This is a genomic window from Nocardia sp. NPDC056611 (assembly GCF_042792755.1).
Lineage (GTDB): Bacteria > Actinomycetota > Actinomycetes > Mycobacteriales > Mycobacteriaceae > Nocardia.
Window position 1 is genome coordinate 465996 of record NZ_JBHTVV010000005.1, and the last position, 17100, is coordinate 483095.

The following is a 17100-nucleotide window of genomic DNA, read 5'->3' on the forward strand; positions in this document are numbered from 1 at the left end:
TGACCAGCCAAGACAGCGGATACTGTGCTTGCGATGCGGAAGACCATGAGGCGCCGCACGTCATGCGGCATTGTGCAGAAGACCGCCCGGCACGCCCTGTTCCTCGGCGCGCTCGTTCTCGCGTTCACTACCGCAATCTCCTCCGCGGTGGCCGCGCCCGCGCCCGTGCCCGAACCCGATCCCTTCTACAGCACACCCGCCGACCTCGGCGCCCACCAGAGTGGGGACCCGCTGGCCTGGCGCAGCGTGAAGCTGTTCGGGTTGTCGACGCCGCTGCCCATGACGGTGTGGCAAATCCAATACCTGACAACGGATTCCGAGAACAAGCCCATCACCACGATCGCCACCGTCATCGAACCGACCGCGCCCTGGCGGGGCCCCGGTTCCCGGCCGCTGGTGGCCTTCGCCAGCGCCGAAGACGCTCTCACCACCGCCTGCGCTCCCTCCGCCACTCTGCGCGCCCCCATCAACATCGGCAGCCAAACCACCTTGGACCTGCCGTTTCTCGTGGGTCCGCTGCTTCTCGGCTATGCGCTGGTGATCCCCGATTACGAGGGCCCGCAGTCCAGATTCCTCGACGGCGTGATGTCCGGCCACGCCCTGCTCGACGGGATCCGCGCCGCGCGCCGCTTCCCGTCCACCGGACTCGCCAACAGCCCGACCGGGATCTGGGGTTATTCCGGCGGCGCCTACGCGGCGCTGTGGGCGGGGCAACTTCGCGCCACCTATGCTCCGGAACTGCCGCTGACCGGAATCGCCGCGGGTGGCATCCCCGCCGACATCCCCGCCATCGCCCGCGCGGCCGACGGCGGCCCGAAAGCGGCCCTCGCCCTCCTGATCGCGGCGGCCCTGATCCGCAACGAGCCGAAGGCGAAGATCGAGGTCCTGCTCAACAAACGCAGCACCGGCATGCTCGCCGACGTCGGCAAACGCTGCGGAAGCGGTCTGCTACAGACCTATTCGGGAACCCACGTCCGCGACTACTCCCTCGCAGCCGACCTCTTCGCGCACCCGACGGTCGTGGCAGCCGCCCAACGCCAGGAGCTGGGCGCGATCACCCCGGACGTCCCGCTGTACCTGTACCACAGCAACGCCGACGAAATGATCCCCACTCCCGGCGTCCACGCCCTCATCAACCGCTATTGCTCCATGGGATCGACTCTCACACAACACTTCTCGAATATCCCCGGCCACAGCGGCGCCGCCATGGTCGAAGCCGTCGGCGCTCTCCGCTACCTCGGCGACCGCTTCGCCTCCGGCCCACCCGCCCGAGGCTGCGCCGCCGCCTCCTGATCGTGTGGCCGATAGTGGCGCGCTCAGCGGACCAGGTCGGCCAAGGGTCCTCGGGCGCTCCACAGCACGATGACTATGAGCATGAAGACGGCGCTGGAAAGGTGGTCGCGCAGAATCGATCGGGCCAAGCGTGATTGTTCGGCGAGCGAGTCCGTGCGGGCACCGAGGCGCACCGCGTTGGGGACCGTCCGAACAACGGCCGGGGCGATGGCGGCGGCGGCTGACACGGTTGCCAGTGGGGCCAGCCAGATCGGGTCGTGCCAGCGGATGGTTTCGATGACGAGGCCGCCGAGCAGGATTGCCATCACGGCGGCGATCAGGTGGGGCATCGGGCGGGAGGTCGTGGTGGCTCGGCGGTAGTAGGCGGCGATGGAATCCAGTACGTGCTCGGGTAGTTCGGGCTCGTGGCGGTGACGGAACAGCTGGGTGTCGAAAATCAGGTCCATCCAGAGAATGGCCAGGAGAAATCCCCCGCAGGCGGCGAGCATGGGCGCATCGTACCGGGGGTCGAACCGACACCGGGGCGTCTGGGTTCGCGGTTCCACAGAGATTCCTCACGAGTCGGAGGGTTCAAGGGTCGGTCTCCGCCCCGTAGTGTGCACGCGGGATGAAGGGAGACCCGGGATATGGCTGGTGTGCGTAATGGGTTTCTACTGCTCGGAGGAGTGGCGGCGGTGGGGGCCGGGGCATTGCATCTGTTCGCGGCGGGGTTGCATACCGAGCATGCGACGTTGGCGCGGTTGATGGTCGTGCTGGCGGCGGCGCAATGCGCGGCGGGGCTCGTGGCGATGGTGAGTGCCCGGAAAGCTGTGCCGATCATGGTGATCGGGGTCAACGTCGTCGCCGTGGCGGTCTGGGCGTATACGCGGCTGGCGGCGACGTCCATGCCATCGGCGCGCTGGGCTACCGGTCCATCGGCGATTCGGTCACCGGGTACGAGCACTTCATCAATACGGCCTACCTTCGCGATGACCTGTTCCTCGATGCCGAACATCCGGAGTCGCTGGTCTATCGGGTCGACGGCGACAATCGGACCCTGGTGTCGGCGATGTACATCGCGAAGGGCAAGAAGATCGACGACCCGGATCTGGTGAACTACGGCGGGGCGCTGATGCAGTGGCATGTTCACGACAACCTCTGCTGGAAGGCCGGCGACGGTGGCCCGCAGGTCGCCGGAGTCACCGATGCGCAGGGCAATTGCCCGCCCGCCTCGATCAACCCCGGTGCCGGTAATCCGATGGTTCATGTGTGGATCACCGCGAACCAGTGCGGGCCGTTCGCGGCGCTCGAGGGTCATGGTGCGGGCCAGGCGGCCACCAGCCCCGACGGCCGTCGCACCGACACCTGCTCGCACGACCACTCGGGCGGGCATCGCTGAGTCAGCGCTCTGCCGCTCGGTCTTTCACGAAGTCGGTGGCGATGGCGGCGAGGCTGCGGGTGAGGTCGGATTCCGCGCCTCGTCGCCAGACCAGGGCCCAGCGCGCGGGCGGGGCGTCGGGCATGGGGATGTAGGTGACGTCGGGGCGCGCGTAGTGGCGACTGGCGTGGGCGTGAACCGGTGTGATGGCCTTACCCGCGGCCAGCTGGAGGATCATGTCCTGGAAGTTGTCGACGTACGCGACGCGGGAGATGGTGCGGCCGGAGGGGGTGGTGAAGGGGGTGATGGCGCTTTGCCAGTAGTCGGGAGGCTGATTGGCGGCGTCGGTGCCCGCGCCGAAGACGCCGTAGTCGGCGAGATCTTCGTATGTGGCCGAATCCCGTTCTGCCAGGGGATGATTCGCGCCGACGAGGAGCATGAACGGTTCCTCGTAGAGAATCGGGCCGACAATCAGATCGGGTTCCTCGATGGGGAGCCAGCTGATCAGGATGTCGATCTCGTCGGCGCGCAGCGCGCCGAAGGGGTTGCCGAAATGGACGTGTTCGATGTGCACGCTCGTATTCGGGTGCCGAGCCTGGAAGGTGTCCAGCAGCGGGCGGACTTCCTCGAGGCTGCTGCTGGTCACGCCGATCCGGAGCAGCCCGTCGTCACCGTAGCGCGCCGACCGCTCGGCGCGACCCAGGCTGGCGCACAGGTCGCGGTAGTTGACCTGCAAGTCCTCGAACAGGCGGCGGCCGATCGGGGTCAGCGAGACGGTGCGGCTGGAGCGGTCGAACAGCCTTCCGCCGATACGGCTTTCGAGTTTCCGGATCACCTGGCTGACGCGGGCCTGCGAGAGGTACAGCCGCTCGGCGGTGCGGCCGAAATGCAGTTCCTCGGACAGCGTCAAGAAGATCTCGATGTCGCGCAGTTCGATATCGCGCGGGTCCATACGGGTCGTCCCTATCGATCGGTACAGGGCTACCGACCCGGCGGGTCGAGCATGGGGAGGAGGAATTGGCGCGCGATCGCCGCGAGTTGCTCGTCGTCGTCGATGTCGACGACCTGACTCGGAATCGCCAAGAAGGAAGCGCAGATTCGGACCATCAGCTCGGCGACGACCTCGACCCGCAGATCCGGGGAGATGGTGCCCGCCCGCTGCTCCTGCCGGAGTTGACGGGCCACGAATTCCCGCACCATGGCCACCGCCCGGCCGCCGTCGCCGACCAGGGAACTCACGAAATAGTCGGGTTCGGCGGTGATCAGGGCGCCGATCAGCGGATTGCCGCGCAGCGCGCGCAGCGAACTCACGAACCCGACGACCACCCGCTCCCCGACATCGGCGGCCGCCGCGATATCGACCAGGAAGGTGTCGAAGTACCGGCGGAATTCGCGCAGGATGACGCGCTCCACCAGTTCTTCCTTGGTGCTGAAGCGCCGATAGACGGTGATCCGCGAAACCCCCGCGGTCCGCGCGACATCCTCCATCGTCGACCGCTGCACACCCCAGCGCCGGAACTGCTCGTCGGCCGCGTCGAGAATGCGGGTGCGCATACTGTCGGTGTCGTCGACCTGTTCGACCGCTTGCAGGTAGGCGCGTTCGATCAAGGACTGGCCGAGTGGGAGTTCCTTCGCGCGCGGCGCGGGTTCCACGGCGTCCTCCTGATCGCGTTTCACGTCTCCACATCGTTGCCGATACAGCGATACGTTAGCTGTTTCCTTGAATCCGGAGGCGCGCAGGCGACGGCGAGCCGCGGCTCGCCGTCCCCGTCAGTGCGCGCTGCCCCGGACCGGCAGGTGAATCACCGGTTGGTCAGCGGGATTTCGATACTCAACGGCATCCGCAGCTCGGCCATGTACCAGAGCACGAACTGCCGCAGGAACTCGTCGAACATCCAGTAGGGCGCGTCGACCACCGGAGCCACCGACAGCACGCCCTCGCGGACCGCGACATACGGACCCCACGCGACCTCCAGCAGCGGACTCCACACCGGCTCCCGCGGAATGGCGAGCCAGTCGGCGACCTTGTCCCCCATGATGAATCGGGTGAACGCGCCCAGAATGCCGTGACTGAGCAGCGTCAGGTCGAGATCCGCGCCCAGATTGAGCAGCTGATGCGCCAGATCGGTGCCTTCGGCGGTCGGGGCGAGGATCGGGTCGAGCTGCTGCGCGGCCTGCGCGTCGGCCTGGTCCCAGGTCGCCGGGATGTACTCGTCGCGGATACCGAGCAGGTGCGCCGCCAACTGCCAGCTGTGCAGGTAGCCAGCCGATTCCGCGGCCGGGATGGGCAGCTTCCACGCGGTCAGGGTGCGCATGATGGTGGTGGCGAGACTGTGCCAGGTGACCATCATGTCCTCCTGGCTGATCGGCGTGACATCCGACGGCCAGTGTGGCGACTGCGGCAGCAGATGCCGCACCGATGCGTGGATGATCCGGGTCTTCACGCAGGTGACGACCAATTCACCGCCCTCGCCATAGGCGTTCACCGTGCCGATGTCGTACCCGAACTTCGCGGTCTTGGCGATGCGCTCCTTGAGATGCGACCCGCCGCGCGAGTAGTACACCGCCCGCGCCTCGTGCGGAATGACCGTCGACATCATGCCGCTGGCGAACGCGTACAACACGCCCAGGTAGGTCCCCCGCTTCTTGGTGAATTCGAACGAGCTGGCCAGCTTGCCCTGGTCGGTCCAGGACGGTAGCTGCCGCGCGTCCTCGATGAAGTCCGCCAGGGATTTCGGCAGTCCGGCGGGCAGGGGTTGATCGTTGTAGATCCAGGTCGCCAGCAGCCGGTTGATCTGCGGTACGTCGGCGTGGTCGATGATGTCGGCCAGCACGGAGTCGGCGTCGGGGTCGTAGACGGTCATCGGGTCCGCGCCGCCGCCCACGCCGACCACCGAATCGGCGGGCGACCACTTCCAGGGCTCCGCGCGCACGGTGCGGGGCGTCAGCGCCATGGCGCCGACGACTCCCAGTAGACCGCTTCCTGTCCTCAATGCGTCGCGCCTGCTCAGACGGTGTGCATCCATAGCCGTGAATCCTCTTCGATCGGGCCTGATACACAGACACAGTTCGCGTATCTGTGTATCTTGATGAGACCACACCGTGACGGCAGTCACAACCACCTGCCGCGGATCTCCGGAAGAAGGATCAGCCGATGAACCCGTACGTCGTCATCCAGAACCTGCTCAACCACCTCGATCTGGGGTCGGCGGGCAGCAGCGGACCGGTCGCCTTGCCGCTCAGCGGTTTTCGGCGACGATAGGGCGGCGGGCCGATCCGGCCGCGATTATCGAACAAATCGGTCGTCCGAATAAATGCCGGACGACCGCTGTTCGAAATACTCTCGCGTGCAGCCCATTCGAATTCACTAGAGACTCTCGAACTCGATCACGGTAGATTTGATCAATACGCCTGAACATGTCATCTCTCCGACTGAGGAGGACCACATGATGGACAGTTCCGATTCAGGCTCCTACCCGTTCCGGGAACAGAAAACTCGCCGACGCCGCACCAGGCGGTTCATCGTGCTCTGCGCGGGCGCGGGCGCCGCCACCTATCTCTTCTACGCCTGGCTGTTCGGCAGCATTCTGTGGGTGTTCACCGGACCCGACTCCATTTGGGTCCCCGGCAGCTACGGCGGCCTCGGGCAGCGCTTCGAGACACAGAAGCTCGCCGACGATTACGCCTACCAGTGCGGAGAATCCTCGTCCCTCCCCTTCCCTGGCGTCTCCTATTGCCGGCAGGAGCCCGAGGAGACTTCCTCGATCATCGTCACCTGGTACAACGGCGACAAATACATCTTCGACAACCAGGACCCCTTGGGCAGCTTCTGAGTTCACCGGCGACGATCCCGGACCCGCATGTTTCTTGCGGGGAATGGTCGCTCCACGAGGCGTCGCGCCCAGGATTGACCCCGCCACGACCGTTTCGGGCGGCCGCCACGGGGTAACGCGCCAACGTGCGGAAGCTCGTGCGGCGAATCTGCCGGACGGCTCCCTGGAGCCGGAACCGGCTGATGCGACGGTCCGATCGATTCCAGGCGACGTGGCGCATGCTCGCCGCGCTGCTGGTCGCGGCGTGCGTTCCGGTCGCGATCACCGCCGGGATCAGGACCGCCGACGGCGCCGCCGCCCGCATCCACGCCGCCAACGCGACCAAGACCTCGGTCACGGCCACCGTCGTCTCCGATCCGATCCGGCTCCCCCGCGCGGCGGGCCAGAGTGTGGCGCCCGGTCCGCCGCAGGCCATGGTGCAGTGGAATGCCCACGGCCAGACCAATATCGCGCTCGTCGACGTGCCGGGGACCGCCGAGCGGGGTGACAAGGTCGTGCACTGGGTCGACACCACCGGGCAGGCCACCACCCCGCCCCGGTCCGACTCCGACGCCGTGGCCCAGGGCGTCAGCACGGGGGTCCTCATCGTCCTCGCGGCCGCCTGTGGCGCGGCACTGCTCGCCTGGTGCGCCGACCGGTTCCTGGCACGGCGGCACAGCGCCGACTGGGCCGAGGAATGGCGGAAGATCTCGCCCACCATCGGGCCCAACCACCCCGGGCGGGCCTAGGAACCAGCCGTTAACCAGCCTTTTTCTGGCATTGCGGAGGAAATTCCACATTCCGCGCGAAGTGTGCGTGAAAGTCACTGTTGCAGATGTACTTACATTTGCTCCTTTCACTGTGCCTAGTCGCTGACAACCAGTGCCAAATAGTGATTTGCGGAGGAAATGCTCGTTTGGGTGCCGTAACAATCGAGGGGCACGGTCCGGAGCTGCAGGGCTCCGGGCCGTTGTCCACTTCGCCGGTCACCCGCAGGGCGGTACGGGTGCCGGCTCGAACACCGCGATGCAGGAGGGCTGGAGGCATGACGCATTCCGACGAAGAGCAGCAGATCAGTGAACTCGTCGCGCGGTTGGCCACTCGGTTTCCCGATTTGACGGTGCGGTTCATCGGGGAGGTCGTGCACGGGGTCCATCGCGATTTCGAGGGCCACCGTGTCCGCGAGTTCATTCCCCTGCTGGTGGAACGGATCTCCGAACGCCATCTGCACCGACGCATGGACTACGCCACGGCCGCAATGGATCTCGACGCTCTGCTCCGTACCCCCACCAGGGCCTAGACTCCTTCGGAGAGGGCGCCGGGCCGAGATCCGGCGCGATTCCAGGCGACCGGGGGCAGTTGTGGCATTGGAATGGCTGGCGGTCGTCGGGACGCTGGGAGGGGCGGTCGTCGGGGCCGCCACCACGCTCGCGATCGATACGACGCGGGCGCGCCGGGAGAAGTCCCAGCGGTTCGGTGACACCAAGCGTGAGATCTACGTGAAGTACCTGACCACACTTGTGCAGACCGATACCGCCATGCAGGCGTTGGGATTGCACGAGCCGACACCACTGGACCGGGAGGCCGTGACCGCGGCCTTCCGGTCCTTCGCCTTGGTGGCGGTGGGGTACGAGCTGGATCTGGTGGCGGCCCGGGCGGTCCGGGAGGACGCCGCGGAGGCGTATCGGAAGCTGCGCGACATCCGGGAGGCCCTGATCGAGACCAGCATGACCGTCGGGCGCCGGCCCGCTGGTTCACCGGAGTGGCACGCGGTCCACGAGCCGTTCCTCCGGGCTCTGGATCGGCTCCGGCAGACGATGCGGCACGAGTTGAACGCCCACGACGGGGACTGGGTCAGCGACCCGGCGCGGTGACGGGGTTGACGCAGCTGGAGGGCAGGTCCTGGATGGAGCACAGGGCCGGGGCCCGGGTGGGTACATAGCCCGCGGGGACACCGCCCGACAGGGCGATATCCCGGAACGCCGGAACCGCGGGCGTGGGGCGGCGGGACAGACCGGGGTCGCTGGTCACGTCCACGGTGTACAGGCCGAAACGCGGTGCGTAACTGCCCCACTCGTAGTTGTCGGTGATGCTCCAGTAGTTGTAGCCGATGACGTTCATGCCGTCGGCCTTGGCGCGTTGCACCCAGTAGACGGTGTCGCGCAGATTGTCGGCGCGGGTCATGCCGTCGGTGGTGGCCGATCCGCCGTAGGTGGGCATGCCGTTCTCGACGATGTAGAGGGGGCGGCCCGGGAAGCGGTGGGCGTAGCGGCGCAGCGCGTAGTAGATGCCGTCGGGCTCCAGGATGAGGGGCGAGGGCTGATTGGTGAACTGCGCGAGCACATTCGGCGGGTTGCTCAGCGATCCGCCGTAGTAGTAGTCGACGCCGACATAGTCGATCTTGTCCGCGATCCGGTCGATGAAGGAGGCGTCGGCCTGGTCCGCGCCGACCGAGGTGAAGGCGATATTGCTGGTGACCATCGCGCCGCCCTGCCGGGCGTGGATGTGGTCGTAGATCGCGCGGTGCGCCGCGACCATCCGATCGATCATGGGCACCACGTCGCCCGCGCCGATATCGCCGATCTCCTGCTCTTTGCCGACATAGGCGAGCGGCTCGTTGAAGGTGACCCACAGCGGGTCGGCGCTCGCGTAACGGTCCACCACCGCACGGGCATTGGTGAGCCAATCCTCGATCATCCCAGGATTGCGCCAGCCTCCGCGATCGACCGCCCAGCCCGGGAACACCCAGTGGTCGAGGGTGATCATCGGTCGCATTCCGGCGCCGCGAATTCGCGCAATCATGCTGTCGTAGAAGGAGAAATCCCATTCGCCCGGACTGGGTTGCACGCGCGCCCATTCCACGCTCACGCGATAGACGCCGACACCCAAGTCGGCCGCATTCTGAATATCCTCGCCGTATCGATGCAGGAAGTCGACGGAGTTCCCGTATCCCTCGGCGCGACCGGATCCGGCGTACCGGCTCCAATTGCTGTCCGGCGCAAAGCCTTCGCTCTGGAATCCGGAACTGGACACGCCCCAGAGGAAATTCCCGCCCACCGGCGGTAACCACGAATCGGCGGTGGCCTTTCCGGGCGTGGCGACCACACCCCAGGTCGCCAGAACGATACAGACGAGCGAGAACAGCACACGTTGTCCCACCGCATCGAGAGTACCTGTCGGAGAGCCGTTTCCGTGGCATTCCGATAGAGGATGGGTATCACCCCTCGGGAAACTATGGCGAATAGTAGATTGGCGGGCGAACCGAGGAGGGTGATGAAAGGACTGGGCGCGCTCGAGAGCCGGGTGATGGCCGTGCTGTGGGACAGTTCCGAGGCGCTGTCGGTTCACGACGTCGTCGATCGGCTCAGCGACGACCAGCGAGTTCCCGCGTACACCACGGTATTGACGGTATTGACCCACCTGTGGGAAAAGCAGTGGCTGCTGCGCGAGAAGATCGGTCGCTCCTACCGCTATCGCCCCAGCCGCACGCGCGCGGAGGCGACCACCGATCTGCTGCGCGAAATTCTCGACGCCAGCCCCGACGCGCCCGCGGTACTCCTGCATCTGGCCCGCACCGCCAGCGCCCGCGAGGTCGAGGCGCTGCGGCGCGGCCTGTCCGACGACGAGCACCGCCGGTGATCCTGATCGCGGCCCTGCTGGTGGCGGCCGTCGCAGTCGCGGTGGCCGCCCCGGCGGCGCTGTCCCGCATCGATTTCAGCGCCGCCCCCGTCATCGGGATGGCGGCCTGGCTCGGCGCGTTCGCCGCCGCGCTCGGGTACCTGGCGCTGGCGTTGATCGCGTTGGCGTGGCCCGGCTATCCACCGGGCGAGACCTTCGTCGGCAGTGCGCTGACATGCCTGGGCGCGCTCGAACCGATCGTCGTCACCTGGACGGCGGGGCTGATCGCGCCGGTGACCGCGATCGGCTTCACCGCCCCGACCGGTCAGCTGGCCCGGATCGCCCTCGGGCATCGGGAACGCGGAGCGGCCCTGCGCCGCAAGCACAATGAACTGGTCGAGGTGCTGGGCCGCGCCGATGCCGCCCGCGCGGACCTGGTGTGGCTCGAGCATCCGGCGCCGCTGGCCTACAGCGTCGCGGGCCGCGGCGGGTACGTCGTGGTCACCGACGGTCTCGCGCAGTGCCTGACCGAGGCGCAGTGGCGGGCGGTGCTCGCCCACGAGCACGCGCATCTGCGCGGATTCCATCACCGGATCCTCGGCGTCTGCCAGGTTTTCGCCCGCGCGTTCCCGTGGATCCCGTTGTTCGCCGCCGCACCGGCGGCCATGACCACGCTGATCGAATTCGCCGCCGACCGCGCGGCCGCGGCCGAGGCCGGCCCGCAGGCCCTCGCGGCCGCGTTGCGGACGGTCGCCGCCCGCACGACGACCGCGCTGGACCTGGTCGATACGTCGCTGGACTCGCGACTGCAATGCCTCTCGGCCCCACCGGAATCCCGCGCCGCCGCGCGCCGCCGCGCGCTGCTCCTGGTCGTCGGGACGATTCTGCTGGCTCCGGCGGCGTCGGTCGTCGCCATCGGATTGATCACCGCGGTCGCCTCCGTGATCACGATCTGAGATTCACCCGCGAAAAACTATGCTGCATAGTATTTTCGTCCGCGTGAAGTACCTACCAGCCCTCGCCACGGTTCTGCTGGCCGCGGGAACCCTCGGCCCCGGCACCGGTTTCGCGACCGCTGACCCCACCCCCGATCCGTCGCAGACCCGCTACTCCCTGGTCAACGGCTGCTACCGCATCGACACCCCGAGCGGACCGCTGGCGCCGGCCGCGGGACCGTTCCGGATACACGCGACCACGCTCGGCGAGTACCTGCTGTACGGACGGACCAAGGAGGTCGTCGACGCCTCGGCGGGCTCGATCCACCCCGCGAAGAATCCATCGGTCACCGCGGTCTGGAAGGTGGACGGTTCCGGTGCAACCGGATTCACGCTCTCGAACGCCGCGACCAAGACCAGCACCCCGGCCACGTTCGTCCCCGACACCGGCTGCGCGGACTTCCCCGAAGCCCAGGACAGCGCCACCGGCACGCCCGGCCCGAGCGTCGGCGCGGACGGCTCGATCATCGGCACCATCGACGCGCACGTGCACGTCTCCGCCTACGAATTCCTGGGCGGCGACTTCCATTGCGGCCGCCCGTGGCATCCCTTTGGCGTGACCTACGCGCTGCCCGACTGCGCGTCCGACCGCACCGGATCCAACGGCCTGGTCGCCGATTTCCTCGACTACGGCGGGCCCCGCACATCCGACACCGCCGGGTGGCCCACCTTCCGGGACTGGCCCAAACCCTCCAAGCTCAGCACCGAGGGCACCTACTGGACCAGCATCCAGCGCAGCTGGAAGGCGGGCTTGCGGGTGATGACCGTGGACCTGGTCGACAACGAATCGCTGTGCACGATCATGACCGACCGCCGGAACCCGTGCGACGACATGACTTCCGTGCGCACCCAGGCCGCGGACATGCGCGCGCTCCAGGACTACATCGACGCGCAGGCCGGCGGCCCCGGTCAGGGCTTCTTCCGCATCGTCACCGATCCCGCGCAAGCGCGTCAGGTGGCGGCGTCGGGCAAGCTCGCGGTGATCCTCGGCATGGAACTGTCCGACCCGATGGGCTGCGGCGTCTTCCTCGGCCAACCCAAGTGCGGCACCGCCGATGTCGACCGCTGGCTGGGTGAATTGCGCGCGCTCGGCGTCAGCAGCTTCTTCCCGGTCCACAAGTTCGACAACGCCTTCGGCGGCACCAAGATGGACAGCAATACCACCGGCCTGCTGGTCAACGCCGGTAACTTCCTGCAGACCGGCACCTTCTGGAATGTGCAGCCCTGCACCGGCCCCGGCCACGACAGTCCGCAACCGTCGGTGCCGATCGCCGGTGATATCAATCAGCTCTTGGCCAAGCTCACCGGTCCCCTGCTCGGCGGCGCTCCCCTCCCCCTGTATCCGTCCGGAACGCATTGCAACGCACGCGGACTGACCGAGCTGGGCCGATACCTGATCAACACGATGATCGACCAGGGCTTCCTGATCGAGATCGATCACCTGAGCGAGGCCACCGCGGACGAGGTCATGTCGATCATCGAGGCGCGGCGCTATCCGGGCGTGTTGTCCTCGCACGGCTGGGATTCCGAGCGCACCACCCAACGCGTCTACGCCGTAGGCGGATTCGCCACCCCGTACGCGGGCGGGCCCGCGGGATTCGTCAAGGCCTGGAGGGAGGCCCGGGCGATGCAGCGTCCCACCGGTGATTTCGGATTCGGCTTCGGCTCGGACATGAACGGACTCGGCGGCCAGGGCGCGCCGCTGGGCGCGGGCGTGATCCAGTACCCCTTCACCTCCCACGACGGCGCGGTGACCTTCGACCGGGAACGCTGGGGCGAGCGGACTTTCGACATCAACACCGACGGCACCGCGACCTACGGCACCTACGCTGACTGGCTCGAGGCGGTCAGGGTGCTCGGCGGACCGGAGGTCATGACCGACGTCTTCCACGGCGCGGAGGTCTATCTGCGGTTGTGGTCGCAGGTCAGGAGGTAAATCGCCGGAGCGTGACGGCGATCACGCGGCGAATTCGGCGCGCGGCGGAACATACCCGATACTTCTAACCTTCTATCAATCGATAACCGGTTAGAAAGACTGATCGGTAAGAAATTGGAAGGCCGAGAACATGACCGCCGTGCGCCACCACACCATCGAGATCCAGGGCCTGCCCGTCTTCTACCGCGAGGCGGGCGACCCGTCCAAGCCCACTCTCGTGCTGCTGCACGGATTCCCCAGCAGCTCGGCCATGTTCCGCACCCTGCTGCGCGACCTGGGCGACGACTTCCACCTGATCGCGCCCGACCACATCGGCTTCGGCCGCTCGGCCATGCCGCAGGTGCACGAATTCGACTACAGCTTCGACAAACTCGCCGAGATCACCGCGGGCCTGCTCGACGCGCTCGGCCTCGACCGATTCGCCCTCTACATCCACGACTACGGCGCGCCGATCGGGCTGCGCATCGCCTCCGCCCATCCCGAGCGCGTCACCGCGATCATCACCCAGAGCGGCAACGCCTACCTCGAGGGCTTCACCCCGTTCTGGGACATCCTCTTCGCGCACGCCAAGGACCGCGCCGCCCACGAGCCGGGCGTCCGGAAGCTGCTCGAGGCCGATGCGACGCGGTGGCAGTACCTGCACGGGGTCCCGGCCGATCGGCAGAACCTGGTCAGCCCGGACAGCTGGACCATCGATCAGGCCTATCTGGATCGACCGGGCAACAAGGAGATTCAGCTTCAGCTGTTCTGGGACTACCAGTTCAACCTGGACGGCTACCCGGCGTTCCAGAAGTACTTCGCCGAACACCGCCCGCCGGTGCTGATCACCTGGGGCGAACACGACGAGATCTTCGGGGCCGACGGCGCCCGCGCCTATCTGCGCGACCTGCCTGACGCCGAGCTGCACCTGCTCGACGCGGGCCACTTCGCCCTGGAGACCCACGGCCCCGAGATCGCCGCACTGATCCGGGAATTCCTCACCCGCACGGTGTCCTGACCGCCGTGGCCGCGCCGCCGTATTTACCGGCAACACGCGACGGCGCGGCCGGACCCGCGAGGCGGGTCGACGCTAGGTTGGCGGTGTGGCCGCTGAGAAATCCCCCGCCGGAGACGGCGAGACCAACGCCCAGGACACCGGCGCGAAATCCGAGGACACCGATGCGAAGGTCCAGGACGCCGACGACGCGGGCGTCCGTCCCGACGCCCTGGTGGCCTCGGTGATTCCCGCCTGGCTGCCGCGCGCGTACCTGCTGGCGGCGGCCACGGTCGCGGGCATCGTGGTGACCTTCTGGGCGCTGACCCGGCTGCAAGGGCTGCTGACCGTGCTGGTGGTGTCGCTGTTCCTGGCCTTCGCCATCGAGCCCGCGGTGAACTGGCTGGCCGCGCGCGGCTGGAAGCGCGGGGCGGCGACTGGCGCGGTGTTCGCGATCGTGACCGCGGTGCTGGTCGGATTCGTCTGGACCATGGGCGAATTGGTGGTCGGGCAGGTGTCGTCCCTGATCAAGAATCTGCCGCACGATACCCAGAGCGTGGTCACCTGGATCAACGACACCTTCCACACCGACCTCTCGGTCGCCGACATCACCGACCGCACCTCGGAGCTCAGCGCCAAACTCCAGACCTGGGCGCTGGACCTCGCCGACGATGTGTGGGGCATCGGCACCACCGCGCTCGGCGTACTGTTCCAAGGCCTGGGCGTCCTGCTGTTCACCTTCTACTTCGCCGCCGACGGCCCGCGCTTCCGCAACGCCGTCTGCTCCCTGCTGCCGCCGCAGCGCCAGCGGCACGTGTTGCGCGCCTGGGACATCGCGGTCGACAAGACCGGCGGCTACCTGTACTCCCGCGCCCTGCTCGCGACCTGCTCGGCGCTGGCCCATTACGCCGCCATGCGAGTCCTCGGCATCCCGTCCGCCTTCGCCCTGGCGCTGTGGGTCGGCGTCGTCTCCCAATTCATTCCGACCGTCGGCACCTACCTCGCGGGCGCGCTCCCGGTCCTGGTCGCCCTCGCCCACGAGCCGCGCACGGCCCTGTGGATCCTCGGATTCATCGTGGTCTACCAGCAATTCGAGAACTACGTCCTGCAGCCCCGGATCACCGCCACCACCCTCGACATGCACCCCGCCGTCGCCTTCGGCGCGGTCCTGGCGGGCGCGGCCCTGTTCGGCGCGACCGGCGCCCTGCTGGCGATCCCGGTCACGGCCACCGCGCAGGCCTTCCTGTCCGCCTACATCCGCCGCTACGACGTGGAGAAGCCGGCGCCGACCGCGCACGACTGAACGCTCGCCCGGACCAATCGGTCGGCTCGTATTCCGCCCGGCTCGCCCGCGTCGTACGCTGCGGTGGAGCGAAGCTTGGTGAGAGGACTGTGCATGACGGTGACGGACCAGCCGCCCGTCGGCGGCGACACCGCCATTCGGGAATCGCGCTCCGGGGTCATCGAGCGGATGTCGGCCATTCTGGACGCGTTCGACAGTGGGCGGGAATGCCTGCGGCTCGAGGACATCACCGATCGGACCGGGCTGCCGCGATCCACCACCTTCCGGCTCGCGTGCCAGTTGACCGAACTGGAGTGGCTCGTGCACGACGAGCAGGGGTACCGCCTGGGAGCCCGAACCCGACGGCTCGCGCGGATCACCGACTTCGAGGACATTCGAGCCGCGGCGTCGGCGGCCTTGTCGGATCTGCACGTGGCGACGGGAGCGGTCGCGCATCTGGCGGTGCTCGAGGGCAATGCCGTCCACTATCTGGACAAGGTGGGCGGACCGTACGCGGCATCGATTCCGTCGCGGGTCGGGGCGCGGCTGGACGCGACGCAGACGGTGTGCGGACTGGCGCTGCTGGCCTCGATGGATCCCGAGGACGCGGACCGGGTGTTGCGACTTCCGTTGCGCAGCTCCGCCGTTCGGCCGATCGCGCGCCGGCGGGCGATCCAGGCCGATCTGTATCGGGTGCGGCAGCGCAATGGGCTGGCGATTTCGCTCGGGACCACGTGCGAGATGGGGATCAGCGCGGTCGCCGTGCCGGTGCTGGGTCCGGACGGGCCGGTCGCCGCCATCTCACTGGCCACCCGGGGTGAGCTCGAACTGCGGCGGATCGCGCCGCTGGTGTTCACCGCCGCCCGCCGCACCGCCGCGGAGATGTTCGCCGACGGGTCGATGGGGGCCGAGCCGCTCGAACCCCCATTGCGGACGCGCGCCCGGCTGGCCTGAGGCCGTTCAGCTGTTGGTGCCGTCGGCCGGAATGCCGTCGGGCAGTTCGGCGGCCGCGCCAGAGCCGGAATCGGCTCCCGGGCAGGAGATTCCGAGCGAATAGGCCGTCATCGACAGCGAGCCGTAGCTGTATCCGTCGACCAGCGTCTCGGTGTCCTCGGACCCCGCGGCGGCCAATCCCGCGAGATACAGCAGCGGGATGAAGTGGTCGGGGGTCGGCACCGCGAGGGAGTAGTCCCGCTGGTCGGTCAGCGCCAGAATGTCCGCGGGCCGGTTCAGCATGAGGTTCTGGGCGGCCTCGTCGAAGCGGCGGGCCCAGTCGAAGCCGGTGTCGGGGCGGCTGGCGTCGATGCCGCGCAGATTGTGCACCACATTGCCGCTGCCGACGATGAGAATTCCGCTCTCGCGCAACGCGTGCAGCCGGATGCCGAGCTCGAGATGGTATTCGAGGGGCTTGTCGGCATTGATGCTCAGCTGCACGACCGGGATGTCGGCGTCGGGGAAGGCGTGCCGCAGCACCGACCAGGAACCGTGGTCGATGCCCCAGCTGTCGGTGTCCGCGCCGACCCAGTTCGGTTCGACCGCTTCGCTGACCTCCTCGAACAATGCGGGCAGCCCGGGCGCGGGGTACTGGACGGCGAACAGTTCGGGCGGGAAACCGTAGAAATCGTGGATGGTGCGCGGGTACGGCATCACCGTCACCGCGGTCGCGTTGATGTACCAGTGCGCGGACACGATGAGGATGGCGCGCGGGCGGGGCACGCTGCGGCCGAACGCCTCCCACGCCTGGGTGTACCGGTTGCTCTCCAGCGCGTTCATCGGGCTGCCGTGGCCGAGGAACGCGGCGGGCATCCGGGCGGCCGGATCGGCGGCGGTCATC

Annotated in this window: 18 protein-coding genes; 12 read left to right on the top strand and 6 right to left on the bottom strand. The window is 67.8% G+C overall.

Annotation, left to right across the window (positions count from 1 at the left end; all coding sequences use genetic code 11):
• Positions 1-33: 33 nt before the first annotated feature.
• On the top strand, positions 34-1293 hold the full coding sequence (locus ACFRAQ_RS27665; RefSeq protein ID WP_379104692.1) for a lipase family protein: 1260 nt from the start codon (positions 34-36) through the stop codon (positions 1291-1293).
• Positions 1294-1316: 23 nt separating this feature from the next.
• On the opposite strand, the gene ACFRAQ_RS27670 is transcribed toward ACFRAQ_RS27665, so the two are convergent.
• Positions 1317-1781 (bottom strand): hypothetical protein, encoded by a 465-nt coding sequence (locus ACFRAQ_RS27670; RefSeq protein ID WP_379104694.1) that lies wholly within the window; start codon positions 1779-1781, stop codon positions 1317-1319.
• 278 nt (positions 1782-2059) lie between these two features.
• On the opposite strand from ACFRAQ_RS27670, the gene ACFRAQ_RS27675 reads away from it, so the two are divergent.
• Positions 2060-2671 (top strand): hypothetical protein, encoded by a 612-nt coding sequence (locus ACFRAQ_RS27675; protein WP_379104696.1) that lies wholly within the window; start codon positions 2060-2062, stop codon positions 2669-2671.
• Between the two features lies 1 nt (position 2672).
• On the opposite strand, the gene ACFRAQ_RS27680 is transcribed toward ACFRAQ_RS27675, so the two are convergent.
• The 3 genes from ACFRAQ_RS27680 to ACFRAQ_RS27690 form a co-directional block, all read right to left on the bottom strand.
• Positions 2673-3602 (bottom strand): LysR family transcriptional regulator, encoded by a 930-nt coding sequence (locus ACFRAQ_RS27680; protein WP_379104699.1) that lies wholly within the window; start codon positions 3600-3602, stop codon positions 2673-2675.
• Between the two features lie 29 nt (positions 3603-3631).
• Positions 3632-4327 carry a TetR family transcriptional regulator gene (locus tag ACFRAQ_RS27685; RefSeq protein WP_357289380.1) on the bottom strand — a complete coding sequence of 232 codons (696 nt, stop codon included), beginning with the start codon at positions 4325-4327 and terminating at the stop codon, positions 3632-3634.
• Positions 4328-4452: 125 nt separating this feature from the next.
• Entirely contained in the window at positions 4453-5676 is a 1224-nt protein-coding gene (locus ACFRAQ_RS27690; protein WP_379104703.1) for an oxygenase MpaB family protein, read from the bottom strand.
• 420 nt (positions 5677-6096) lie between these two features.
• Here ACFRAQ_RS27690 and ACFRAQ_RS27695 point away from each other — a divergent pair, with 420 nt between their 5' ends.
• From ACFRAQ_RS27695 to ACFRAQ_RS27710, 4 genes are all read left to right on the top strand, one after another.
• Complete coding sequence (locus ACFRAQ_RS27695) at positions 6097-6483, top strand: hypothetical protein (RefSeq protein WP_379104705.1); 387 nt, start codon at positions 6097-6099, stop codon at positions 6481-6483.
• 182 nt (positions 6484-6665) lie between these two features.
• A complete protein-coding gene (locus tag ACFRAQ_RS27700; protein WP_379104707.1) occupies positions 6666-7211 on the top strand; it encodes a hypothetical protein in 546 nt (181 codons plus the stop codon).
• A 296-nt stretch (positions 7212-7507) separates the two neighbouring features.
• Entirely contained in the window at positions 7508-7762 is a 255-nt protein-coding gene (locus ACFRAQ_RS27705) for a three-helix bundle dimerization domain-containing protein (protein WP_379104710.1), read from the top strand.
• A gap of 61 nt (positions 7763-7823) precedes the next feature.
• The gene (locus tag ACFRAQ_RS27710) at positions 7824-8336 is read left to right on the top strand and encodes a hypothetical protein (protein WP_357287231.1); all 513 of its coding nucleotides are present in this window, start codon (positions 7824-7826) and stop codon (positions 8334-8336) included.
• Here the strand turns inward: ACFRAQ_RS27710 and ACFRAQ_RS27715 are convergent.
• On the bottom strand, positions 8317-9621 hold the full coding sequence (locus tag ACFRAQ_RS27715; RefSeq protein ID WP_379104714.1) for a family 1 glycosylhydrolase: 1305 nt from the start codon (positions 9619-9621) through the stop codon (positions 8317-8319). The two genes, ACFRAQ_RS27710 and ACFRAQ_RS27715, sit on opposite strands and share 20 nt — an antisense overlap.
• Before the next feature lie 114 nt (positions 9622-9735).
• On the opposite strand from ACFRAQ_RS27715, the gene ACFRAQ_RS27720 reads away from it, so the two are divergent.
• From ACFRAQ_RS27720 to ACFRAQ_RS27745, 6 genes are all read left to right on the top strand, one after another.
• A complete protein-coding gene (locus ACFRAQ_RS27720; protein ID WP_379104716.1) occupies positions 9736-10101 on the top strand; it encodes a BlaI/MecI/CopY family transcriptional regulator in 366 nt (121 codons plus the stop codon).
• The gene (locus tag ACFRAQ_RS27725) at positions 10098-11036 is read left to right on the top strand and encodes a M56 family metallopeptidase (protein WP_379104718.1); all 939 of its coding nucleotides are present in this window, start codon (positions 10098-10100) and stop codon (positions 11034-11036) included. The genes ACFRAQ_RS27720 and ACFRAQ_RS27725 overlap by 4 nt, the downstream gene beginning before the upstream one ends.
• A gap of 43 nt (positions 11037-11079) precedes the next feature.
• Positions 11080-13011 carry a peptidase gene (locus ACFRAQ_RS27730; protein ID WP_379104720.1) on the top strand — a complete coding sequence of 644 codons (1932 nt, stop codon included), beginning with the start codon at positions 11080-11082 and terminating at the stop codon, positions 13009-13011.
• 130 nt (positions 13012-13141) lie between these two features.
• Positions 13142-14008, top strand: a complete 867-nt coding sequence (locus tag ACFRAQ_RS27735; RefSeq protein WP_379104722.1) for an alpha/beta fold hydrolase — start codon at positions 13142-13144, stop codon at positions 14006-14008.
• An 85-nt stretch (positions 14009-14093) separates the two neighbouring features.
• Positions 14094-15287: an AI-2E family transporter gene (locus ACFRAQ_RS27740; RefSeq protein ID WP_379104724.1), complete on the top strand. Its 1194-nt coding sequence runs from the start codon at positions 14094-14096 to the stop codon at positions 15285-15287.
• 93 nt (positions 15288-15380) lie between these two features.
• Entirely contained in the window at positions 15381-16220 is an 840-nt protein-coding gene (locus tag ACFRAQ_RS27745) for an IclR family transcriptional regulator (protein ID WP_379104726.1), read from the top strand.
• A 6-nt stretch (positions 16221-16226) separates the two neighbouring features.
• Here ACFRAQ_RS27745 and ygiD read toward each other — a convergent pair whose 3' ends face one another.
• Entirely contained in the window at positions 16227-17072 is an 846-nt protein-coding gene (ygiD, locus tag ACFRAQ_RS27750) for a 4,5-DOPA dioxygenase extradiol (protein ID WP_379104967.1), read from the bottom strand.
• Between the last annotated feature and the right edge of the window lie 28 nt (positions 17073-17100).

Excerpts from the sequence above, each read along its gene's own strand:
- ACFRAQ_RS27695 (WP_379104705.1), top strand. The coding sequence starts at position 6,097 with ATGATGGACAGTTCCGATTCAGGCTCCTACCCGTTCCGGGAACAGAAA.
- ACFRAQ_RS27680 (WP_379104699.1), bottom strand. The coding sequence starts at position 3,602 with ATGGACCCGCGCGATATCGAACTGCGCGACATCGAGATCTTCTTGACG.
- ACFRAQ_RS27700 (WP_379104707.1), top strand. The coding sequence starts at position 6,666 with ATGCGACGGTCCGATCGATTCCAGGCGACGTGGCGCATGCTCGCCGCG.
- ACFRAQ_RS27720 (WP_379104716.1), top strand. The coding sequence starts at position 9,736 with ATGAAAGGACTGGGCGCGCTCGAGAGCCGGGTGATGGCCGTGCTGTGG.
- ACFRAQ_RS27735 (WP_379104722.1), top strand. The coding sequence starts at position 13,142 with ATGACCGCCGTGCGCCACCACACCATCGAGATCCAGGGCCTGCCCGTC.
- ACFRAQ_RS27670 (WP_379104694.1), bottom strand. The coding sequence starts at position 1,781 with ATGCTCGCCGCCTGCGGGGGATTTCTCCTGGCCATTCTCTGGATGGAC.
- ACFRAQ_RS27690 (WP_379104703.1), bottom strand. The coding sequence starts at position 5,676 with ATGGATGCACACCGTCTGAGCAGGCGCGACGCATTGAGGACAGGAAGC.
- ACFRAQ_RS27665 (WP_379104692.1), top strand. The coding sequence starts at position 34 with ATGCGGAAGACCATGAGGCGCCGCACGTCATGCGGCATTGTGCAGAAG.
- ACFRAQ_RS27745 (WP_379104726.1), top strand. The coding sequence starts at position 15,381 with ATGACGGTGACGGACCAGCCGCCCGTCGGCGGCGACACCGCCATTCGG.
- ACFRAQ_RS27675 (WP_379104696.1), top strand. The coding sequence starts at position 2,060 with ATGCGCGGCGGGGCTCGTGGCGATGGTGAGTGCCCGGAAAGCTGTGCC.
- ACFRAQ_RS27705 (WP_379104710.1), top strand. The coding sequence starts at position 7,508 with ATGACGCATTCCGACGAAGAGCAGCAGATCAGTGAACTCGTCGCGCGG.
- ygiD (WP_379104967.1), bottom strand. The coding sequence starts at position 17,072 with ATGCCCGCCGCGTTCCTCGGCCACGGCAGCCCGATGAACGCGCTGGAG.